16 protein-coding genes and 1 riboswitch are annotated in these 21691 nt (G+C 66.7%); of the genes, 7 read left to right on the top strand and 9 right to left on the bottom strand.

The window, feature by feature from the left end; all coding sequences use genetic code 11:
- Positions 1–15: 15 nt before the first annotated feature.
- The 4 genes from PDM29_RS10955 to PDM29_RS10940 form a co-directional block, all read right to left on the bottom strand.
- Complete coding sequence (locus tag PDM29_RS10955; protein ID WP_311190205.1) at positions 16–597, bottom strand: Hemin transport protein; 582 nt, start codon at positions 595–597, stop codon at positions 16–18.
- A gap of 5 nt (positions 598–602) precedes the next feature.
- Complete coding sequence (locus tag PDM29_RS10950; protein ID WP_311190204.1) at positions 603–2840, bottom strand: TonB-dependent hemoglobin/transferrin/lactoferrin family receptor; 2238 nt, start codon at positions 2838–2840, stop codon at positions 603–605.
- Positions 2841–2989: 149 nt separating this feature from the next.
- A complete protein-coding gene (gene hemP / locus PDM29_RS10945) occupies positions 2990–3187 on the bottom strand; it encodes a hemin uptake protein HemP (protein WP_311190203.1) in 198 nt (65 codons plus the stop codon).
- Between the two features lie 284 nt (positions 3188–3471).
- Positions 3472–4437 carry an aldo/keto reductase gene (locus PDM29_RS10940; RefSeq protein WP_311190202.1) on the bottom strand — a complete coding sequence of 322 codons (966 nt, stop codon included), beginning with the start codon at positions 4435–4437 and terminating at the stop codon, positions 3472–3474.
- A 203-nt stretch (positions 4438–4640) separates the two neighbouring features.
- Between PDM29_RS10940 and PDM29_RS10935 the strand changes: the two genes are divergently transcribed.
- From PDM29_RS10935 to PDM29_RS10920, 4 genes are all read left to right on the top strand, one after another.
- Positions 4641–5939: a NupC/NupG family nucleoside CNT transporter gene (locus PDM29_RS10935; protein WP_311190201.1), complete on the top strand. Its 1299-nt coding sequence runs from the start codon at positions 4641–4643 to the stop codon at positions 5937–5939.
- Between the two features lie 25 nt (positions 5940–5964).
- Positions 5965–6921, top strand: coding sequence for a ribokinase (locus PDM29_RS10930; protein WP_311190200.1), 957 nt, complete (start codon positions 5965–5967; stop codon positions 6919–6921).
- A gap of 156 nt (positions 6922–7077) precedes the next feature.
- The gene (gene dusB / locus PDM29_RS10925) at positions 7078–8070 is read left to right on the top strand and encodes a tRNA dihydrouridine synthase DusB (RefSeq protein WP_311193765.1); all 993 of its coding nucleotides are present in this window, start codon (positions 7078–7080) and stop codon (positions 8068–8070) included.
- 68 nt (positions 8071–8138) lie between these two features.
- A complete protein-coding gene (locus PDM29_RS10920) occupies positions 8139–8966 on the top strand; it encodes a methyltransferase domain-containing protein (RefSeq protein WP_311190199.1) in 828 nt (275 codons plus the stop codon).
- Between the two features lie 27 nt (positions 8967–8993).
- Here PDM29_RS10920 and PDM29_RS10915 read toward each other — a convergent pair whose 3' ends face one another.
- The 3 genes from PDM29_RS10915 to olsF are packed head-to-tail and all read right to left on the bottom strand — an operon-like array spanning position 8994 to position 12640.
- A complete protein-coding gene (locus PDM29_RS10915; RefSeq protein WP_311190198.1) occupies positions 8994–10043 on the bottom strand; it encodes a metal-dependent hydrolase in 1050 nt (349 codons plus the stop codon).
- Between the two features lie 33 nt (positions 10044–10076).
- On the bottom strand, positions 10077–10928 hold the full coding sequence (locus PDM29_RS10910) for a UDP-2,3-diacylglucosamine diphosphatase (RefSeq protein ID WP_311190197.1): 852 nt from the start codon (positions 10926–10928) through the stop codon (positions 10077–10079).
- Positions 10925–12640: a bifunctional ornithine lipid synthase OlsF gene (gene olsF / locus PDM29_RS10905; protein WP_311190196.1), complete on the bottom strand. Its 1716-nt coding sequence runs from the start codon at positions 12638–12640 to the stop codon at positions 10925–10927. Before olsF ends, PDM29_RS10910 begins: the two co-directional genes overlap by 4 nt.
- 280 nt (positions 12641–12920) lie before the next feature.
- On the opposite strand from olsF, the gene metK reads away from it, so the two are divergent.
- The 3 genes from metK (at position 12921) to PDM29_RS10890 (ending at position 15993) form a co-directional block, all read left to right on the top strand.
- On the top strand, positions 12921–14132 hold the full coding sequence (gene metK, locus PDM29_RS10900) for a methionine adenosyltransferase (protein ID WP_282298512.1): 1212 nt from the start codon (positions 12921–12923) through the stop codon (positions 14130–14132).
- A gap of 146 nt (positions 14133–14278) precedes the next feature.
- Positions 14279–15490: a DUF1444 domain-containing protein gene (locus PDM29_RS10895; RefSeq protein ID WP_311190195.1), complete on the top strand. Its 1212-nt coding sequence runs from the start codon at positions 14279–14281 to the stop codon at positions 15488–15490.
- A complete protein-coding gene (locus tag PDM29_RS10890; RefSeq protein WP_311190194.1) occupies positions 15487–15993 on the top strand; it encodes an acyl-CoA thioesterase in 507 nt (168 codons plus the stop codon). The genes PDM29_RS10895 and PDM29_RS10890 overlap by 4 nt, the downstream gene beginning before the upstream one ends.
- 110 nt (positions 15994–16103) lie before the next feature.
- On the opposite strand, the gene ppc is transcribed toward PDM29_RS10890, so the two are convergent.
- Positions 16104–18815: a phosphoenolpyruvate carboxylase gene (gene ppc, locus PDM29_RS10885; protein WP_311190193.1), complete on the bottom strand. Its 2712-nt coding sequence runs from the start codon at positions 18813–18815 to the stop codon at positions 16104–16106.
- A 135-nt stretch (positions 18816–18950) separates the two neighbouring features.
- Positions 18951–21473 (bottom strand): alpha/beta hydrolase family protein, encoded by a 2523-nt coding sequence (locus PDM29_RS10880; RefSeq protein ID WP_311190192.1) that lies wholly within the window; start codon positions 21471–21473, stop codon positions 18951–18953.
- Positions 21474–21597: 124 nt separating this feature from the next.
- Positions 21598–21683: riboswitch (S-adenosyl-L-homocysteine riboswitch) on the top strand.
- The last annotated feature ends 8 nt before the right edge of the window (positions 21684–21691 follow it).

The following is a 21691-nucleotide window of genomic DNA, read 5'->3' as shown; positions in this document are numbered from 1 at the left end:
GTTCATGGATATGTCTCAGGAAGGGCGGAGTGACGAAAGGTGTAGCAGCGGTGTGGCCGCTGCGGAAAAACCGGCCGTGTCCGTCCATAGCTCGCCTTCGGCTCCTTCCACATCGGCAATACGGCGCGCGGTCGCCGCACCCAGCGACGACAACGACGCCAGGCTGGCCGCCAGACGATTGCCCTCGCCCACCTGCAACCGCAGCGCACACATCCGCCACGTCTCGTTGCCGAGCTTGGTCGCCAGCCGCCGCCACAGGCGCTCGGCTACGCCGCCCTCAAACGCCTGTTCCGGGCGCGCCGGGTAGGCCGACACCAGTCGGTCCCAGGCCAGGAAGTCACTGTCGGGCAGCAGGTACAGCCGCCAGCAGCAGCGGCCGCGCGCATCGGCGAAGCACAGGCTTTCGCGGATGCCCTCGCTGTCCACGCCCTGGCAGGCGTGGGCAGAAACCGCATGCTGCCAACCGCCCAGCTCGCTGCTTTCGGGGCGATACAGGCAAAGGACGGTGCCCAAGGCCGCCAGCTGCGCCGGAGAAGGCAGCTGGGCGGGGCGCAGGTACCGATCGGAAGAACGCAGGGCGGACAGGGCTCGGCTCATGGCGGCTACCAGCTGACGGAGAGACTGGCCGAAACATTCCGGCCGGGATTGGTGTAGCGGTCGATCACCGTGCTGTTGGTCGCCAGCGCGGTGGTGATCGCCGAGTAATCGATGTACGTGCGGTCGCCCAGGTTGAACACCCCGACGTTGAACTTCGCGCCGGGCGCGAACTCCCAGTGCGCCATCAGATCCAGCACGCCGTAACCGGCCGGGGCAAAGGTGGTGGCGCTGGGCAGGCGGTCCTTGCGGCGGGCAAAGGTGCCGGCCAGCTCCACGCCCCAGCTGTCGCGGTCGTAGGCCAGGCCCAGGGTGCCGCGCAGCGGATCAATCGAGGCCAGCGGTACGTCTTCGGTCTTGTTCTGGCCACGCGACCAGGCCACCGCACCGTTCAACGACCAGCCTGCCAGGGCAGCGCTCAGCTCGCCGAAATCCACGCCAGCTTTCACCTCAGCACCGTAGATCTCCGCATCGGCCACATTCTGCGACTGGAACACGATCAGGCCCTGGTCGTTGATGCCGACCTGGCGCTGCGACTCGATGAAGTCCTTGTAGTCGTTGTAGTAGCCGCTGACGCTGACATAGGCAGCCGGCGTCAGATAGCGCACACCCAGCTCGAAACCGTCACTGGTTTCCGGCTTCAGATCCGGGTTCGGGATGGCGGTGTACCCGAACATCACGTTGGTGAAGCCCAGGTTGACGTCGTTGTACGGCGGCGAGCGGAAGCCGTGCGAGTAGCCGGCGAACAGCGACCAGTCAGTAGCGAAGCGCCACACCATGCCCAGCTTCGGCGACACGCTGGTCTTGGTCAGGTCGGACACCGCCATGCCCGGGTTGTCCGCGGCAAAGATCGCATCCACGTCCGGGCGCAGTTCGTAGTGATCCACGCGCACGCCCGGCACCAGCGACAGACGGCCGTCGGCGAAGCGCATTTCGTCCTGCACGTACAGGCCCAGCTCGGTGGTCTTGCTGATCGGGAAGTCGCGCACCGGGAACGCATCCGGCAGGATGGTGGTGCTGATCTGGCCGTTGGCCAGCACCTGGTAGCCGTCGCGCTTCTGCCGCGTTTCGGTCCAGGTGCCTTCCAGGCCGTACGTCAGTTCATGGCTGACGCTGCCGGTTTCCAGGCCCTTGTGGAACACCGCCTGCAGGCCGTACACGCGCTGGTCGAAGTTGAATTCGCGGTGGCGCGAGGTGCGGTTGGAACGGGTTTCGTCGGTGCGCTGGGTGGTCTCGCTGTCCTGGCGGTACAGCTGCCAGGAAAGGCTGTCGGCAAAGCCTGCACCCACATTGTCCATCTCATGCGCGAACGACACCCGCGCGCGGGTCTGGTGGTCGCGCGCCTGCATGCCGGTGGTGGTGGTGCGGTCAACCGACGACAGCACGTCGGTGTCGACGCTGTCTTCGTTGCCTTCCACGGTCAGCTTGAAGCGCTGGTCCTCGTTGGGCGCGTAAACCAGCTTGCTGAGCACGCTGCGGCCGTCGCGGTCCTGCGGGTTCGCCGCCGTGCGCGTGCGGTCATTGCTGCGCACCTCGCCCATGCTTTCGGTTTCCTGACCCTGGCGGTGATTGAAGTTCACCATGCCGCTCCAATGGTCGCCGCCGAACGCGGTGGTGACGCTGCCGAGCAGGCCCTTCCATTCGCCGTCGTAGCCGAACTTCAGGCCGACGTAGCTGTTCTTGTCGTCCGTCAGGTAATCGTTCGGGTCCTTGGTGACGAAGGCCACCACGCCGCCAAGGGCATCCGAGCCGTACAGCGCGCTGGCCGGGCCGCGCACGATTTCCACGCGCTTGAGCGTTTCCAGGTCGGTGAAGTTGCGGTTGGCGTCGGAGAAGCTGCCGATGCTGAATGCCTTGGGCATGGCGATGCCGTCGGTCTGGATCAGCACGCGGTTGCCGTCCAGCCCGCGGATGCGGAAGCCACCCAGGCCGAAGCGCGCCGGACTGCCGGTGACCGACACGCCGGGTTCGTAGCGCACCAGGTCCTTGATGTTGTTGACCAGATGATTGTCCAGCTGCTCGCGGTCGATCACATCAACCGTGGCGGCCACGTCGCTCAGCGCGCGCTCGGTGCGCGTGGCGGTGACCTGCACGCGGTCGAATTCGCGCGCATCGGCGGCACCGTCAGGCGCGGCATGGGCGGTCAACGGCAACAGTGCCACGGCAACAGCCGCAGCCAGGTAGTGCCGGCCGCTTGCCGGCAAACGGATACCGCGGCCGCAGGCCGGCAGATCGGAACGGGTCATGGTTGGCAGAATTCAGCTGGACACAGAAGGAGGGCCCTCGACCGACACCCACGACCGCACATCGCGGCGCGCAGGCGAAGCGTCGAGGGGGAGAGAGCCGTGCGCGGCGCGCGGGACCGGTGGGAGGGATGCCGGCCCCGCCGCCGACGTCATTTGGTCAGGATCAGCTTGTCGTTGCTGGTATGACGCAGGCGATAGAAGCGATCGCCATGCTGGATCAGGATTTCGCGGCGGCCCTTGAGCAGGGCTTCGCTGTCGATCACATCTTCGGCCGGGACCGCACGGACCGGACGGTCGCGCAGGGTCAGGGTTTCGGGGCGCAGCAGTACAGCGGCTTGAGTGGTCATTAGTCTGGACTCGTGCGTGGGACGAGTTAAATGATAATGATTCTCAGTTGACAATCAACACCCATTCTCAACTTCGTTGAAGATTTTGCCTATCGAGTTCGAGGATTTCGATAGATGGAGCCTATTGGAATGGGTGAATGGGGGCTATCGACGAGATGTCTGGGGGCACGCCGTTGTAGAGCCGGGCTTGCCCGGCTGAAGGTCCGCGCAAAAAGCAGCCGGGCAAGCCCGGCTCTACGAATCCCACACCCGCGTTTCTCAGCGAATCGAACCCTACATCCGCCTCAGGTAAACACTGCCTCCACCTGCTTCCACGCGGCCTCATCCAGCTGCACCTCCAGCGCGCGCAGGTTCTGCTCCAGCTGCCCCACCCGGCTGGCCCCGAGGATCACGCTGGACACGTTCGGGTTGCGCAGGCACCAGGCAATGGCCAGCTCGGCCGGGGAATAGCCCAGCTCGGCGGCCAGCTCGGTGTAGCGGCGCACCTGCTGCAGGCGTTGCTCGGCCGCATCGCCCAGCACCAGGTCGCGCAGCCAGCCCATGTCCTGCTGGCCCAGGCGCGAGCCTGGTTCCATGCCGGCGTTGTGCTTGCCGGTCAGCAGGCCCGAGGCCAGCGGCGAGAAGATGGTGGTGCCGATGCCTGGGTCGGCGTACAGCGGGGCATATTCCTCTTCTACCCGCTGGCGGTGCAGCAGGTTGTACTGCGGCTGCTCCATCGACGGCAGGTGCAGGTGCTGGGAACGGGCAAAGTCCACCGCCTCCTGGATCTGCGCGGCCGACCACTCCGAGGTGCCCCAGTACAGCACCTTGCCCTGGCGGATCAGGGTGTCCATCGCCAGCACGGTCTCGGCAATCGGGGTGTCCGCGTCCGGGCGGTGGCAGTAATAAAGGTCCAGGTAGTCCACCCGCAGGCGCTTGAGCGCGGCGTGGCAGGCGTCGGTGACGTGCTTGCGCGACAACCCGTGCTGGGTCGGGCGCGGGTCGTCCACGGAGCCGAAGAACACCTTGCTGGACACGCAGTAACCATCGCGCGGCAGGCGTAGGTCGGCAATCACGTCACCCATCACCTGTTCGGCGCGGCCGCGCGCATAGCCCTCGGCGTTGTCGAAGAAGTTGATGCCGTTGTCCCAGGCGGTGGCGATCAGGTTGCGTGCCTCGTCGCGGCCGATCTGGTCGCCAAAGGTCACCCAGGCCCCGAAGGACAGGGCGGAAAGCTTCAGGCCGGTCGAGCCCAGGCGGCGGTAATGCATGTGTGTCTCCTGCGGAAAACGGGAAGCCAGGCCGCGCGGCGAACCTGAACGATGTGAACCAGTTTAGCCTCCAAACGGGCGCAAACCCTTGCGGATGCTTGCCCGATCGCGGCCGTTCGCCCTTGGCCCGGCGCTTTTTCTTGCCCCGCCCCGGCCACCACTATAGGCTTCCCGTTTTTCGCGGTGCCCCAGGGGGGCTTCTCATGGTCGAAGGTTTGGGCAGGATCGGCTTCGGCCTGTTTGGTCTGGTGGTGCTGATCGGTATCGCCTGGTTGTTCTCCAACAACAAGCGTGCGGTCGACTGGCGGCTGGTCGCCACCGGCATCGGCCTGCAGATCGCCTTCGCCGCCGTGGTGCTGCTGATCCCGGGTGGCCGTGACGTGTTCGATTGGCTGGGCAAGGGCTTCGTGAAGGTGCTGAGCTTCGTCAATGAAGGCTCCAGCTTCATCTTCGGCAGCCTGATGAACACCGAACAGTACGGTTTCATCTTCGCCTTCCAGGTGCTGCCCACCATCATCTTCTTCTCTGCACTGATGGGGGTGATGTACCACCTCAACGTCATGCAGGCGATCGTGCGCGCCATGGCCTGGGCGATCACCAAGATCATGCGCGTGTCCGGTGCGGAAACCACCAGCGTCTGCGCCAGTGTGTTCATCGGCCAGACCGAAGCGCCGCTGACGGTGCGCCCGTACATCGCCAAGATGACCCAGTCCGAGCTGATCACCATGATGATCGGCGGCATGGCCCACATCGCCGGCGGCGTGCTGGCCGCGTACGTGGGCATGCTGGGCGGCAGCGACCCGGTGCAGCAGGCGTTCTACGCCAAGCACCTGCTGGCCGCCAGCATCATGGCCGCCCCGGCCCCCCTGGTCGTGGCCAAGCTGCTGGTGCCGGAAACCGGCACCCCGCTGACCCGCGGCACGGTCAAGATGGAAGTGGAGAAGACCTCCAGCAACATCATCGACGCCGCCGCGGCCGGTGCCGGCGATGGCCTGAAGCTGGCGCTGAACATCGGTGCCATGCTGCTGGCCTTCATCGCCCTGATCGCCCTGCTCAACGCCCCGCTGACCTGGTTCGGCCAGGTGACCGGCCTGCAGGACCTGCTCGGCCGCCCGACCGACCTGGCCACCCTGTTCGGCTACCTGCTGGCCCCGATTGCCTGGGTGATCGGTACGCCGTGGGCCGATGCCACCACCGTGGGCTCGCTGATCGGCCAGAAAGTGGTGCTGAACGAGTTCGTCGCGTACTCGGAACTGTCCAAAATCGTCAACGGCCAGGTGCCGGGAATGACCCTTTCGGATGAAGGCCGGCTGATCGCAACGTACGCCCTGTGCGGTTTCGCGAATTTCAGCTCCATTGCGATCCAGATTGGTGGTATTGGTGGTCTGGCCCCGGAGCGCCGCCATGACCTGGCCAAGTTCGGTCTGCGGGCGGTGCTGGGCGGCACCATCGCCACCTTCATGACGGCGACCATTGCCGGCGTGCTGACGCATTTCAGCTGATATCCGTTTTAGAGAAACAATCTTTATGAGTAGCAGTGTCGTCGTAGTCGGTTCCTTCAACGTGGATCATGTCTGGCGTTGCGAGTCGCTTCCCGCCCCGGGTGCGACCATTGCCGGCCGCTACAGCACCGGCCCCGGCGGCAAGGGCTTCAACCAGGCCGTCGCGGCCCGCCGCGCCGGTGCCGCCACCACCTTCCTGTGCGCCCTCGGCGACGACGCCGGCGGTGCCATGGCGCGTGGCCTGGCTGCCCAGGACGGCTTCGAGCTGACCGCTGAAGCCAGCGCCGAGCCCACCGGTACCGGCGGCATCTATGTGGACGCCCGTGGCCGCAACACCATCGTGATCGGCCCCGGTGCCAACGCCGCCCTCAGCACCGCCTTCATCGAACAGCAGCGCCCGCTGCTGGCCGGTGCCAAGGTTGTCCTGGCGCAGCTGGAATCACCGGTGGAAACCATTGAAGCGGCCCTGGCCATCGCCCGTGAAGGCGGTGCCACCACCGTGCTCAATGCGGCCCCGGCCGACGCTCCGTCCAGCATCGGCCTGCTCAAGCTGGCCGACGTGCTCACCCCCAACGAAACCGAGTTCGCCGCCCTGCTCGGCCGCCACGTGGGCGAGCGCATCGACGCCGACAACGTGGCCGCGCTCGACGGTGCCAGCCTGCACGCGCTGTGCCGCAAGCTGGTCGGCAACGGCACCGTGGTGGTCACCCTGGGCGCGGTGGGCGTGTTCGTCTCGCACGACGAAGACACCCTGCGCGGCGACACCCAGCCGTACTACCGCGTGGGTGCCGAACAGGTGCAGGTGGCCGACACCACCGGTGCCGGCGACGCCTTCAACGGTGCCCTGGTGGCCTCTATGGCCCAGGACCCCGGTGCCGCGTTCGCCCGCCATGTGCGTTTCGCCAATCAGTTCGCCGGCCGTTCGACCGAGAAGGAAGGCGCGGCTGTGGCCATGCCGCACTTCACCCCGGCGGACGTCTAAGAGCGTCTCGACCAACGGTCGAGACCTACCGGAAGGTGGTTGAGACCAACTGAAAAACGGCGCGGAAGCGCCGTTTTTCTTTTCCGCGGCGTCGGTCACCCCAGCGTTCCATGACCGGCACGCCCGGCCAACGCCCGGCGCACTACAATGCCGACCATGCAGATCGGCCCCTATTCCATCCAGCCCAACGTGGTGCTTGCGCCCATGGCCGGCGTCACCGACAAGCCCTTCCGCCTGCTGTGCAAACGGCTCGGCGCGGGACTGGCTGCCTCGGAGATGACCATCTCCGACCCCCGTTTCTGGAACACCCGCAAGTCCATCCACCGCATGGACCACGCCGGCGAACCCGCCCCGATCAGCGTGCAGATCGCCGGCACCGAACCGGCCCAGCTCGCCGACGCGGCCCGCTACAACGTCGACCACGGCGCGCAGATCATCGACATCAACATGGGCTGCCCCGCCAAGAAGGTGTGCAATGCCTGGGCCGGCTCCGCCCTGATGCGCGATGAGGACCTGGTGGCCCGCATCCTCACCGCCGTGGTCAACGCCGTGCCCGTGCCGGTCACCCTGAAGATCCGCACCGGCTGGGACTGCGACCATCGCAATGGCCCGCGCATCGCGCACATCGCCGAAGACAGCGGCATTGCCGCGCTGGCCGTGCATGGCCGCACCCGCGACCAGCATTACACCGGCAGCGCCGAGTACGAGACCATCGCCGCCATCAAGGACGCCCTGCGCATTCCGGTGCTCGCCAACGGCGACATTGATTCGCCGCAGAAGGCCGCCCAGGTGCTCGCCCAGACCGGCGTGGATGCGGTGATGATCGGCCGCGCCGCCCAGGGCCGGCCGTGGATCTTCCGCGAAGTGGCGCATTACCTGGCTACCGGCGAAGAACTGCCGCCGCCGACGTTGGTCGAGGTGCGCGACATCCTGCTCGGACATCTGCACGCGCTGCACGACTTCTACGGCGAGGCCCAGGGCGTGCGCATCGCGCGCAAGCATCTGGGCTGGTACGCCAAGGATCGGCCGGAGAATGCCGCGTTCCGTGCGGTGGTCAACCGGGCTGAAGATGCCGCGCAGCAGGTTGCGCTGACGCGGGACTACTTTGATGCCTTGGCAGCGGGACAGCCGTTGTCATTTGCTGCCTGAATCCGACATTCGTCGAGCAGTGCTCGACGCTACCGGGGTCACAGACCCCCGAGATCTGTGTGATTGCCATGACGCCTCCCATCGCCTCCCCCACCTATCTGCACGGCTTCTCTGATACCGAACAGCATCGCCTGGTCGTTCAGTCCCGTCTGCTCGAGTCGACCATCTTCAACAGCATCGACTACACCGGCGCGCGCAAGCTGCTGGAAGTCGGCAGCGGCGTGGGCGCGCAGACCGAGATCCTGCTGCGCCGTTTCCCGGAACTGCATGTCACCGGCGTGGATCTGAGCGAGGCCCAGCTGGCCACTGCGCGCCAGAATCTGGAAAAGACCCCGTGGTGCAGCGAGCGCTACACCCTGCAGCAGGCCGACGCCGGCAACCTTCCGTTCGGCCCGCGCGAGTTCGATTCGGCCTTCCTGTGCTGGATGCTGGAGCATGTGCCCTCGCCCGCGCGCGTGCTCGGTGAAGTGCGTCGTGTGCTGGTGCCGGGTTCGCCGGTGTATGTGACCGAGGTGATGAACGCTTCGTTCCTGCTCGACCCGTATTCGCCGCACATCTGGCGCTACTGGATGGCGTTCAATGACTTCCAGTACGACCACGGCGGCGACCCGTTTGTCGGGGCCAAGCTCGGCAACCTGCTGCTGGCCGGTGGTTTCCGCGACGTGCACACCGAGATCAAGACCATTCACCTGGACAACCGCGAACCGGCGCGGCGCAAGACCATGATTGCGTTCTGGGAGCAGTTGCTGCTGTCGGCGGCCGAGCCGCTGCTGGAAGCCGGGCTGGTGGATCAGGCCACAGTGGACGGCATGCGCCAGGAGTTCGGGCTGGTGCAGAACGATCCGAACGCGGTGTTTTTCTTCTCGTTCGTGCAGGCGCGCGCGACGGTTTATTGACCGCCGTAGAGCCACGCCCCCAGATAGTCAGCGCGCCACGCCGTCGGCCGGGGCTTGATGCCACATGCGCTGCCACAGCGTGCCGAAACGCCGCTTGGCGCGTTCGCGTCCTTCATCCCCCTCATACGCGGGGCGCAGCTGTTGCGGGGTGATCGCTTCCCAGCCCTCGCCCTGCTGCTTCGCCACCGCGAAGGTAAAGGTGTAATCCGGCTCCAGCCCCATGCGCAGGTCGCTGAGCTGCAACTGGCCGTCCACCACCTGCGCACGCATGAAGCCGCGGTTGAACCAGTTCAGCCGAGCCACGGCCGGGATGTCGGCGGCTTGGCGCAATGCCTGCACATTCGACGGATACCCCCGGAACGTCATCGGCCCCTTGTCCGCGATCACCGAACGTTCGCCGATCACATAGCCACTCGGGGTCATCGCGACCACCTGCCATAGCACCGTGTTGAACGGGGTGGCGACGGAGAAACGCGGGGCATTGCCCAGGCCCATGGCGGCCAGCGCGCGGTCGGCTTCGCGCTCAACCTGGTGTTTGGCCAGCAGCGACCAGCCCAGGTAGCCGGTGCTCAGTACCAGCCCTGCGACCAGTGCACGCTGGGCCAGCGGGCGCGCGCGTGCGAACCACGCCACGATGCAGGCCAGCAGCAGCCACACCGTGTACAGCGGGTCGATGATGAAGACACTGGACCACATCGTGGGCGGCGGGGTGAACGGCCACCACAGCTGGGTGCCGTAGACGGTGAACGCATCCAGCACCGGGTGGGTGACCAGCGCGAGCAGGATTGCCCAGAACCAGCGCACGGGTGACTCCGCGACACGACCTTTGCCGAAGCGTTTGAAGCCCCACCAGATCAACGCGGCGACCCACGGCAGCACCAGCAGCGAATGGCTGTAGCTGCGGTGTTCGGTCATCACCGCAACCGGGTCGGTGGCGGTGAACGCGAGCACCAGGGCGTCGAGGTCCGGCAGGGTGCCGAGGGCGGCACCGGCTAGCAGGGCCGCGCGGCGGTGGCCGGCGGGAGCGATGGCGGCAGCGATGGCACCGCCAAGAACGATCTGGGAGAGGGAATCCATCTGCCGATGGTAATCATTCCGCGTGGTGTCGTGTCACGCAATCGCGCGCCCCGGTCGTAGTGACACGCCATGCGTGTCATCGCGGTGCCAGATGTCGCGTGGAGACACGCATGGCGTGTCACTACGCGGCTGGCCGTGGTGATCCAGCAGCCGCAACGTGCCATCCGGGTCTTCGGCCAAGGCGGTCAGGCTTTCCACCCAATCCCCGTCATTGGCATACACCAGCCCGTCGCGTTCAACCAATGCCGCGCGATGGATATGCCCGCACACGATCCCATCCAACCCGCGCCGGCGCACGTCGTCCAACCCGGCCTGCACGAAGCGCTCGATGTAGCGCTCGGCGGCACTGCTCTGCCGCTTCAGGAATTCGGACAACGACCAGTAGCGCATGCCCAGCCGTCGGCGCGCGGCATTGAGCAGGTGATTGCCGGTGAGAATGCGGTAATACAGCCAGTCACCGAACTTTTCCTGCAGCCCACCGAAATGGGTCACGCCATCGTAGTCATCCCCATGCACCACCAGCAGGCGGCGACCGTCAGCGGTGGTGTGGATGGCGCGACGCCGCACCTGCATGGCGGGCAGCATCAACCCGCACATCTGTCGCAGCGACGCATCGTGGTTGCCGGGAATGTAGATGATCTCGGTGCCGGCACGGCGCAGCGCATGCAGCGCTTCAATCACCGCGCTGTGCGAAGGCCGCCAGGCGGCGCGACGGTGCGCCAGCCACCACAGATCAATGATGTCGCCGACCAGGTACAACTGGGTGCAGCGCAGTCCGCGCAGGAACTGCGCCAGCTCGGCCGCATGGCAGTGGCGCGAGCCCAGGTGTACGTCCGACAGGAACACCGCGCGACGGTGCGGCGGCAGCAGTGTCACCGGCTTCATGCCGACACCGCCGCCGGGCGCAGGTAGCGTTTGCGCTTGTTCGGGCGTATCGCCTGCAGGTCCACTTCGATCAGCCCGTCGATGGAATCGCTGAAGTCCGGGTCCACCCCGAACGCGAGGAAGCGCGCGCCGCCGGGTTCGCACAGGTCGGTGTATTGCCGGTACAGGGTGGGCACGCCGGTACCCAGCGCCGCCAGGTTGGCCTTGAGCACATCGAACGCTGCTCCCGCGTCCAGCTCACCGAAGCTCGGCGGCGCAGCGAAGTACTGGAACGGCTGGTTGGACTCGGCCAGCCCGACGCCCGCCCCGAAGTAGCGCTGGTAATACGCCACCAGCTGCTCGCGGGCCTCGCGCGGCAGTGCGGCGCTGATCGACACCGCGCCGAACAGATAGCGGATGCCCGGGCGACATTGCAGATAGGCGCCGATGCCCTGCCACAGGTAGTCCAGGCTGCGGCTGCCCCAGTAATCCGGCACGACAAAGCTGCGCCCCAGCTCCAGGCCTTCGGCAATGCGCGGAATGGCGTCATCGGCGTAGCGGAACAGCGCGGCGCTGTAGAGACCGGCCAGCCCATCGCGGGCCAGTGCCTGCGCGCCGCGCATGATGCGGTAGGCACCGGCCACACGCTGGGCGGCACCGTCCCAGATCACGATGTGCTCGTAGCGCAGGTCGAAGGCGTCCAGGTCGCGGCTGCGGCCGGTACCTTCGCCCACCTGGCGGAAGGTCAGTTCGCGCAGCCTTCCCAGTTCCAGCAGCAGCGGACAGTCGGCCGCGCAGCGTGCCAACAGGATGTGTTTGCCGTCGCCGGTCTGGCCGAGCACGCTGGCGGCGGCGATGGCGCAGGCGACCTGCGCGGGGGCGATCGGGGCCGCCAGCGGCTCCGGGCCGCAAGCCGGCGTCGCAAGCGGGGCGGCCTGTGCGCCGCGCCCCAGGGCATAGAGCGCCTGCCGTACCGCTTTCAGCTGCTGCCCGGGATCGCCCTGGCCCAGCGTCATCGGCGTGCCGATGCGCAACCGCAGTGGCCTCCCACGGCGGGCGAACATCTCCCGCGCGAGCAGGGCCGTACCGGCCGGTTTGAAGAAGGTGGACGCCCCATAGAACAGCGCCGAGTTGCGTGCCTGCACCCGTACCGGCAGCACCGGGGCACCGGCTGCACGGGCGAAACGGACAAAGCCGCGCTGCCAGCGCCCGTCGCGGATGCCCTGCAATGACAGGCGCGAGACCTCCCCGGCCGGGAACACGATCACGCACTGCTCGGCCGCCAGCGCCTGCTCCACTGCCTGCAGGCTGGCCCGCTGGATCTTGCCGCCCAGCATCCGCACCGGCAGCAGCAGGTCCTGCAGCGGGCCGATGGCCCCCAGCAGGTCGTTGGCCACGATCCGCACGTCGCGCCGCACCCGGCCCACCGCATCCAGCAGCGCGAGCGCATCCAGCGCCCCCGACGGGTGGTTGGCCACGATCAGCAGCCGGCCGGTGGACGGGATGCGGGCCAGTTCGGCGGGGTCCACCTGGTAGCGGCTGTCGAGGAAATCCAGACCCGCAGCGACGAAGTCGAAACCGCGCACTCCCGCGTGCTGACGCAGGAAGGCGTCGACCCGGTCAAGCCGGGACCAGCGCCCCACCCCGCGCAGCAGCGGGCGGGCCAGGTGCCCGCGACGGCCGCGGAACCAATCGGGAAAACGTTGCTGCAGACGCTGTTCGAGTTCCTGCACGGCGGCCCCACGGACGGTTGGCTGGGCGAAGCCTGAACCCGGGAGGCGGCAGTCAGGTGGCGGTTTGGCGGCAGATTGATGACACGGCGGGCCCGGCGGCCGTCACGCGGATGGAACACTGGCCCCCGATGCTGGGCCCTAATGCCGTAACAGCGGGCTTTCCGGGCGGGCACGCCGGCTTAACCACGGGCAACCCCCGCTGGGCCACAATGCAATGGCGCGACTGGCCGTGTATCATTCGCGCCCATCTTTCCATCCGAATCAAAGGATATTAAGCCTGATGTCCAGCTACCTCTTCACCTCCGAGTCGGTCTCTGAAGGCCATCCGGACAAGGTTGCCGACCAGATCTCCGATGCGGTGCTGGACGCGATCCTGACCCAGGACCAGCGCGCCCGCGTGGCCTGCGAGACCATGGTCAAGACCGGCGTTGCCATCGTCGCCGGTGAAATCACCACCTCGGCGTGGATCGACCTGGAAGCGCTGACCCGCAAGGTCATCGTGGACATCGGCTACGACAGCTCCGACGTCGGCTTCGACGGCGCCACCTGCGGCGTGCTGAACCTGATCGGCAAGCAGTCCCCGCACATCGCCCAGGGCGTTGACCGCAAGAAGCCGGAAGAAATGGGCGCGGGCGACCAGGGCCTGATGTTCGGCTATGCCACCAACGAAACCGACAGCTACATGCCGGCCGCGATCCACCTGTCGCACCGTCTGGTCGAGCAGCAGGCCAAGATCCGCAAGAAGAAGAACTCGCCGCTGTCGTGGCTGCGCCCGGATGCCAAGAGCCAGGTCACCCTGCGCTATGAAAACGGCGAAGTGGCGGCCATCGACGCGGTGGTGCTGTCGACCCAGCACGCCCCGGGCATCAAGCAGAAGGACCTGATCGAGGCCGTCCGCGAAGAGATCATCAAGCCGGTGCTGCCGGCCAAGTGGCTGCACAAGGGCACCAAGTTCCACATCAACCCGACCGGCAAGTTCGAGATCGGTGGCCCGGTGGGCGATTGCGGCCTGACCGGCCGCAAGATCATCGTCGACACCTACGGCGGCTGGGCCCGTCACGGTGGTGGCGCGTTCTCGGGCAAGGATCCGTCGAAGGTCGACCGTTCGGCTGCCTACGCCGCCCGTTACGTCGCCAAGAACGTCGTGGCTGCCGGCCTGGCCGACCGTTGCGAAGTGCAGGTCTCCTACGCCATCGGCGTGGCCGAGCCGACCTCGATCTCGGTCACCACCTTCGGCACCGGCAAGATCAGCGATGACAAGATCGAAAAGCTGATCCGCAAGCACTTCGATCTGCGTCCGTACGGCATCATCAAGATGCTGGACCTGATCCACCCGATGTACCAGCAGACCGCCGCCTACGGCCACTTCGGCCGCAAGCCGAAGGAGTTCAGCTACCTCAACGGTGCTGGCGAAACGGTCAACGCCACGGCCTTCTCCTGGGAGAAGACCGACCGCGCCGCCGCCCTCCGCGCCGACGCGAAGCTGAAGTAAGAAAGACGAAGGGCCGCGCAAGCGGCCCTTCTCTTTGGCGTAGTGACGCGCCATGCGCGTCATCGCGATGCCCGAATGTCCCCCGAGACGCGCATGGCGCGTCACTACGCGGATACACTTGCAGCATCGATCAAGGATGCTCGCTCATGTTATCCCGCCTGCTGGACAAGCTGTTCAAACACACCCCGGACAACGACGCGTTCGCCGAACGCTTCATGAGCACCGCCCGCCGCAGTGGCATCACCCAGCCGTTGAGCTACGACGCTGAACTGTTCCGCGTGCAGGTCGGCAAGGGTGCTTATTTCAACCTGCACAACGCCCATCACGCCTACCTCAGCGCCAAGCGCGGCAAGCAGCAGCAGGCGCTGGACCAGTTTGTGCGCGCCATGCACGCCAGCAATGACACCGAGCTGGCCTGGGACGAGATCCGGCCATTGCTGCGTCCCATCATCCGCAGCGCCTCGCAGTTGGAGCAGGTCCGGCTGGGAGAAATTGTGCAGAAGGGCTGGGACGTACCCAACACCCTTCAGTACCGCCAGCTCACCGAAGAGTGCGTGGAGCTGATCGCCATCGATCACCCCGAGCACATGATGACCAAGACGGACGGCCCGGTTGCGGACTGGGGCGTCTCGCTGCACGAAGCCCTCGACATCGCGCGTGGCAATCTGCGCGAGCAGGAGCAGGAACCCTTCGAGCCCATCGCCCCCGGCCTGTTCCGCGCCAACTGGCAGGACTGCTATGACAGCAGCCGTGCCCTGCTGCCCGAACTGGTGAACCGGGTCCCCGTTTCAGGACGACCGGTCGTCCTGCTCGCGACCCGCGACCTGATGATGGTCGCCGGTGAGAACGACGAGGCCGCACAGCTCGCGATGTTCGACATCGCACTGGAAGAGGTGAAGGCCGGCCGCGCGATCTCGTGGGAACTTCTGCGCCACGATGACGACGGCCGCATTGTCGTAAAGGAACCCAGCACCGAGGCGCTGCGACAGAAGCAGAGCCAGCTTCGCGTGACGTTGAACCAGGATGCTTACCACGTGCAGAAGCAGTTGCTTGAGCGCGTGCATGAGGCCCATGGCGTGGACATCTTTGTAGCGACGTACATGGCGTTTGCCGCTGGCGAAGAGTGGATCTCGATTGCCAGCTGGACCGAGGGCGTGGATGCCTCGATTCCGCAGACGGACTACCTGGCGCTGGTGATCCCGGCGGAGGACGAGCCCCCCATCATCCGGGTGCCTTGGAACAAGGCGATGGCGATTGTGGGAGATCTGCTGGAGCGCGACCCGCGCCACCTGCACCCGCCACGCTACCTGACCCGGGGTTTCCCATCGGAAGCGCAACTGGCACTGTTGAGCGCATGACCACTGAACTCAAATCCCACCAGCTGTCCATGACCGTGCTGATGACGCCGGACATGGCCAACTTCTCCGGCAAGGTCCACGGCGGCGCGGTGCTGCGCCTGCTCGACCAGGTCGCCTACGCCTGCGCCAGCCGCTATGCCGGCCGTTACGTGGTGACCCTGTCGGTCGACCAGGTCACCTTCCGCGAGCCGATCCACGTGGGCGAACTGGTGACCTTCCTGGCCTCGGTGAACTACACCGGCACCTCGTCGATGGAGATCGGGGTGAAGGTGGTCGCCGAGGACATCATGAAGCGCAGCGTGCGCCACGCCAACAGCTGCTTCTTCACGATGGTCGCCGTGGATGACGACGGCAAGCCCACGCCGGTGCCGCCGCTGGAACTGGACAGCAGCAACCAGCGCCGCCGGCATGCGGCCGCGCTGATCCGCCGGCAGCTGCGGGCGGAAATGGAGCAGCGCCAGCGGGAGTTGCTGGCGTCGAATCCGCCGTCGGCCGAGGGGTGAGCGATCACGACCAACGGTCGTGATCTACCGGGTGTATCCGACGGCGGCGATGATCGATGTATCGGATGGAGTGACGATCGGTAGGTCACGACCGTTGGTCGTGACCGGACTCAACCCGTATTCTGCACACCCTGCGACACGCCATTCACGCAGGCCACCAACGCACGCAGCACCTCGTCATCTTCACCACCGCTTTCACGCCAGCGCTTGAGCAGGTCCACCTGCAGCACACTGATCGGGTCCACGTACGGATTCCGCAGCCGGATCGACAACGCCAGTCGCTGATCGTGCTGCAGCAGGGAGCTCTGCCCGGTCAGCGCCAGGATCAGCTTCCCGGTCAGTGCCAGTTCCTGCTCGATCTGCGGGAAGAAACGCTTATGCAGCGGACCAGACAACTGCGAGAACTGCTCGGCAATGGTGATGTCGCCCTTGGACAGCACCATCGCGATGTCGTCCAGGAAGGTGCTGAAGAACGGCCAGTCACGCGCCATCTCGTGCAGGGTTTCTTCATGGCCCGCATCGAGCGCCGCCTGCAGGCCACTGCCCACCCCGTACCAGCCGGGGATCACCGCGCGCGCCTGGCTCCAGGCGAACACCCACGGAATCGCACGTAGGTTGCCCAGCGCCGCATCCTGGCCGAGCCGTCGCGACGGGCGCGAGCCCAGGGTCATGCGCTCGATTACATCAATCGGCGTGGCCAAACGGAAGTACTGCATGAAATCCGGTTGGCCGACAAAGGCGCGATAGGCCGCCGCGCTGCGCTCGGCGATCAGGTCCATCACCGGACGCCATTGGTCTTCGCGCGGCTCGGGCGCACGCGGGCGCAGGCTGGAGCGCAGCACCGCCCCGGTGGCCTGCTCCAGCGAACGCAGCGCCAGTGCGCGGATGCCGTACTTGCGGTGGATCACCTCGCCCTGCTCGGTGACGCGCAGGCGTCCGTCGATGCTGCCACGCGGCGAGGCGTCCACCGCGTGGGTGGTCTTGCCGCCACCGCGGCTGATCGAACCGCCGCGACCGTGGAAGAAGGTCAACCGGATGCCGGTTTCTGCCGCGACCTCCAGCAGTTCCACCTGTGCCCGCTGCAGGCCCCAGCGCGAAGCGGCGATGCCGCCATCCTTGCCGCTGTCCGAATAGCCCAGCATCACCATCTGCACGTCGTCGCGCGCGCGCAGGTGGGCGCGGTATACCGGGTCGGCGAGCAGGTCGCGCAGCGTGTCGGTGCCGCGCTTGAGGTCGTCAACGGTTTCGAACAATGGCGCGATATCCAGCGGGACAGCACCTTCGTCGTTGACCAGCCCGCCACGCCGTGCCAACGCCAACACTGCCAGCACGTCGCTGCGGTCGTGGGCCATGGAAATGATGTAGCTGCCCAGCGCGTCGGTGCCGTGGCGCTGGCGCGCATCGGCCAGCGCGGCGAACACCGCGTCCAGGCGCTGCCCACCTTCTTCCGTGCTGGGCGGCAGCGTCTGCTCGCCACTGGCGAACGGGGCCAGACGTTCGGCACGAGCCAGCGCGTCGGCGTTGTCCCAGACCTCCTGTCCGTCCAGCACGCTGGCCAGCGCGCGACCGTGCACGCTGGATTCCTGGCGCACGTCCAGCCGCGCCAGATGGAAGCCGAACGTGCGCACGCGCCACAGCAGGCGACGCACGGCAAAGCCGCCGGCGTGATCACCCTTGTTGGCGTGCAGGCTGTCCAGGATCAGCTGCAGGTCGTGTTCCAGCTCGTGCGGGCCGGCGTAGGCACCGTCGGCGTCATCCAGTGTCGCCTGCACGCGCGCGCGCATGCGGTCGTTGAGCAGGCGGTACGGCATGTCAGCGTGGCGCGGGCGCGAGGTCACGTTCGGCAGCAGCTGCTGGTAGTGCGCGACCTGCGCCTGCAGCGCATCACTGACCCCGACCCGCTCGGTGCTCTGGCTGAGCAGGCTGGCCAGCTGCAGCAGGTCTTTCTGATAGCGCCCCAACACCGCCTGGCGCTGCGCATCCAGCGTGTTGCGAATGGTGCGGGCATCGACATTCGGGTTGCCATCCATGTCACCGCCGACCCAGGTGCCGAAGCGCAGCAGGCGCGGTAGCGGCAGCGTCTCACCATAGGTATCGAGCAGCGCCTGTTGCAGCGATTCGTACAGCACCGGCATCACCCGGTACAGCACCTGCACCAGGTAGAAGCCGACGTGTTCGCGTTCGTCATCCACGGTCGGCCGCACCGGCGAGGAGTCGGTGGTCTGCCAGGAAGCGGTAAGCGCCATGCGGAAGCGGGCGGCATCGGCCGCCGCTTCACCCGGGGTGCGCTGACCGTCCAGTGCATCCACCAGGCTGGCCACCATCAGCTGCTCTTTTTCCAGCAGCGCGCGGCGCACCGCTTCGGTGGGGTGCGCGGTGAACACCGGTTCGATGTCGATGCGTGGCAGCCACTGCGCCAGTTCGTCGAGGGTGACGCCCTGGTTTTTCAGATGCTGCAGGGCGTCCTGCAGGCTGTCCGGCTGCGGCGCGGCGGTGCCGGCGCGCTGGTAGTCACGACGACGGCGGATGCGGTGCACGCGCTCGGCGATGTTGACCACCTGGAAATAGGTACTGAAGGCGCGCACGGTGGCTTCTGCTTCGGCCGGTGCCAGGTCATGCAATGCCGCGCTGAGGTCGCTCAGCGGCGCACCACTCTCACGCCGTGCGATGGCGCGGGTGCGGATCTGTTCAATGTGCTCGAAGAAGTCTTCGGATACCTGCTCGACCAGCAGGTCGCCGACCAGCGCGCCGAGCCGGCGCACGTCGTCACGCAGGGGAATGTCCGGGGTGGCAAACACGATGCTGCTGCGGTATTCGTTCATCTGCGACGCATGGGCCTGAAGGAACGGAATCCGGTCAAGCGTAACGCAGATTGTGGGCCGCATATCGGCATGCAAAAAGTTTCATTTGCATGTGTTCCATGCCGGTCACCCCGTACGGGGTGACCGGCGCATGGATCATTTCTTCTTGATCGGCTGGCCGGGGCCGATGGTGTTCTCGAGCCAACGTTCGCTTTCAGCCAGCATGGTCATGATCGACTCACGGGCGCGGTAGTGGTGCGATTCGTTGGGCAGCATCACCAGACGCGACGTACCGCCCAGCCCCTTCACCGCCGAGAACATGCGCTCGCTCTGCATCGGGAAGGTGCCGGAGTTGTTGTCGTCCAGACCATGGATGAAGAGGATCGGATCCTTGATATCGCCGGCGTAGTTGAACGGAGACATCTTCTGGTACACGTCCTGCGCCTGCCAGTAACTGCGCTCCTCGGCCTGGAAACCAAACGGGGTCAGCGACCGGTTATACGCGCCGCTGCGCGCGATGCCGGCCTTGAACAGGCGCGTGTGCGCCAGCAGGTTGGCGGTCATGAACGCACCGTAGGAATGCCCGCCAATGGCGATGTGCTCGCGGTCGGTCACGCCCCGGCGCACCACTTCGTCCACGGCCGCTTCGGCATTGGCGATCAGCTGCGGCAGGTAGGTGTCGTTGGGCTCCTTGTCGCCTTCACCGATGATCGGCATCGACGGGCTGACCAGCACCGCATAACCCGTGGCCAGGAACGCCTGCGGGCCCCAGTAGCCCACTGCGTTGAAGCGGTACGGCGAGTCGGTGACCTGGCTGGCGGCGGCAGCGGTTTTGAACTCACCCGGATACGCCCACATCAGCAGCGGCAGCGGGCCGTCCTTCTTCGCGTTGTAGCCCGGCGGCAGCATCAGCGTGGCGGTGAGGTCCACGCCGTCGTTGCGCTTGTAGCGGATCTGCTCCTTGCTCACCCCACGCAACTGCGGCAGCGGGTGGGTGAACGCGGTCAACGCGCGCGGTGCGGCCGTAGCGTCGGTCAGGGACTGTACGTAGTAGTTGGCCGGCTCGTCCGGCGACTCGCGGGTCAGCAGCAGCGAGGTGCCTTCCTGGTCCAGCAGCGCCTGGGGTGCCGCATAGCTCGGAGCCTGCGAATGGAACAGGCGGGTGGTCTGGCGGCTGTCCAGGTCGAAGCGGTCCACGAACGGACGGTCGCCTTCCGGCGAGGCTCCCTGGCCGTACAGGAAGATGCTGCGGCCGTCGGCGCTGGTCTGCAGGCGGCTGCGGCCGTTGACGTCGCGGACCATGCCCGGACGACCGGGGTCGTTGTAGCGGTCCTGCGAGGAACGCTCCACCAGCAGCTGCGGCTCGGTCTCCGGGTGATCCGGGGCGATGCGCCACTGCTTCACCGTGCGGCTCTTCCACCACGATTCGTTGAGCAGGGCGAGGTCGCCGCGCCCCCACTGGATGCCGGCGTAGCGGCTGCCCAGCTGGGCCAGGGTCTGCGGCGGGCGGTCGAACGGCGCGGCCTGGGTCAGCACGGCATCACGCACCTGCGTCTCACGGGCGGGGTCGCCGCCGTCCTGGGCTTCAGCCCAGACCAGCGTCGCCGGGACATCGGCGCGCCAGCTGACCCGGCGCACGCCGGTGGGTACGGCATCGTTGCCGGTGGGCAACCCCTCCACCAGCGGCAGTTCGGCCAGGGTGTGCTGCAGCGAGCCGTCGGCGGCAGACAGCACTTCGATGCGGCGCGGGAAATCGTCGGCCGGCACCTGGTAGGAATACGGACGCAGCACGCGCTCGGCCAGCAGGTAGCTTCCGTCCGGCGACACGTCCAGGTCCAGGTAGATGCCAACGCTGGACAGCGCGGTGGTGTTGCCGTTGAGCGCAACACGCACCGGCTGGGCGCTGGCGTAATAGTCGAACTGACGCGCGTCGGCTTCGTTCTTCAGCAGATCCTGGTAGGTGCGCAGCGAGCGCACGCCGGCGGCGGGCTCGGTCTGCTGGATGGCCGGCCCGGTCGGAACGCCATCGGCGGCAGGTGCACTGCCCTGCCCGCCCGGCTGTACGGTGGCGAGCAGGCCGCGGCTGTCCGGCAGCCATTGATACCCATCACCGAATACGGTGTTGAGCTGCCCAACGAGCTTGCGTGCGCTGTTGCTTGCGATATCCACCAGCCACAGCTCATTGGTGCCTGTGGCCGGCTGCACCTGGTTGAAGGCCAGGTACTTCTGGTCGGGCGACCATGCCATCGACGCAATCGACAGCGGCTGCGGCAGGCCGCTGATCTGGCGCTCCTTGCCGTCGGCGATGTTCATCAGCCACAGCTTGTTGCCGAAGCTGAAACGACTGGCTGAACGCGTGGCCGGATGGATGCGCACGCCGGCAAGCTTCAGCTCAGGCTGGGCCACGTAGCCAATTGCGGCCAGCGACGGTGTCTGCAGCAGTGCGGCCAGGTCGCGACGCGGCGACAGGCTCAGGGTAGGCGCACGCGGGGCATCCACCACCGCCTGCAGGCGCGCCGACGGCAGCTGGTAACCGGCCAGCGGCGCGCTGGCGGTGGTCTGCGGGGCGCTCGCCTTGCCCGCGCCGGCGGCCAGCCCCAGCGGTGCCACCGCCAGCAGCGCCGCGCCCATGATCAGGCGGTTCCAGCGCGCTCTGCGCCCACGTTCACTGCGTGCCATCGTGCATTCCTGTTCCGGTAAACCTTGGACCTTAACAGGGGGCCGCCGCCCGGCCCCCTGCCGATGGTTGGGGAACGCGGTGTTTCATGCCATTGCAGCGTGGCGGGATATAATGGCCGCCTCCTTCACCGAGGGGCGCTGCGACCGGACCGGCTCTGCCTGGACGGCCAGGCTCGGTGGCCTGGATGGTTCCAACGGCGCCCGGCGAAGACGTACCC

Source organism: Stenotrophomonas oahuensis (assembly GCF_031834595.1).
GTDB lineage: Bacteria > Pseudomonadota > Gammaproteobacteria > Xanthomonadales > Xanthomonadaceae > Stenotrophomonas > Stenotrophomonas oahuensis.
The sequence above is the reverse complement of the archived record's forward strand: the minus strand, read 5'-3'. Positions and strand labels throughout refer to the sequence as shown.

Bases quoted from the DNA above. Each gene is read 5' to 3' on its own strand.
- PDM29_RS10955 (WP_311190205.1), bottom strand. From the start codon at position 597: ATGAGCCGAGCCCTGTCCGCCCTGCGTTCTTCCGATCGGTACCTGCGC.
- PDM29_RS10950 (WP_311190204.1), bottom strand. From the start codon at position 2,840: ATGACCCGTTCCGATCTGCCGGCCTGCGGCCGCGGTATCCGTTTGCCG.
- hemP (WP_311190203.1), bottom strand. From the start codon at position 3,187: ATGACCACTCAAGCCGCTGTACTGCTGCGCCCCGAAACCCTGACCCTG.
- PDM29_RS10940 (WP_311190202.1), bottom strand. From the start codon at position 4,437: ATGCATTACCGCCGCCTGGGCTCGACCGGCCTGAAGCTTTCCGCCCTG.
- PDM29_RS10935 (WP_311190201.1), top strand. From the start codon at position 4,641: ATGGTCGAAGGTTTGGGCAGGATCGGCTTCGGCCTGTTTGGTCTGGTG.
- PDM29_RS10930 (WP_311190200.1), top strand. From the start codon at position 5,965: ATGAGTAGCAGTGTCGTCGTAGTCGGTTCCTTCAACGTGGATCATGTC.
- dusB (WP_311193765.1), top strand. From the start codon at position 7,078: ATGCAGATCGGCCCCTATTCCATCCAGCCCAACGTGGTGCTTGCGCCC.
- PDM29_RS10920 (WP_311190199.1), top strand. From the start codon at position 8,139: ATGACGCCTCCCATCGCCTCCCCCACCTATCTGCACGGCTTCTCTGAT.
- PDM29_RS10915 (WP_311190198.1), bottom strand. From the start codon at position 10,043: ATGGATTCCCTCTCCCAGATCGTTCTTGGCGGTGCCATCGCTGCCGCC.
- PDM29_RS10910 (WP_311190197.1), bottom strand. From the start codon at position 10,928: ATGAAGCCGGTGACACTGCTGCCGCCGCACCGTCGCGCGGTGTTCCTG.
- metK (WP_282298512.1), top strand. From the start codon at position 12,921: ATGTCCAGCTACCTCTTCACCTCCGAGTCGGTCTCTGAAGGCCATCCG.
- PDM29_RS10895 (WP_311190195.1), top strand. From the start codon at position 14,279: ATGTTATCCCGCCTGCTGGACAAGCTGTTCAAACACACCCCGGACAAC.
- PDM29_RS10890 (WP_311190194.1), top strand. From the start codon at position 15,487: ATGACCACTGAACTCAAATCCCACCAGCTGTCCATGACCGTGCTGATG.
- ppc (WP_311190193.1), bottom strand. From the start codon at position 18,815: ATGAACGAATACCGCAGCAGCATCGTGTTTGCCACCCCGGACATTCCC.
- PDM29_RS10880 (WP_311190192.1), bottom strand. From the start codon at position 21,473: ATGGCACGCAGTGAACGTGGGCGCAGAGCGCGCTGGAACCGCCTGATC.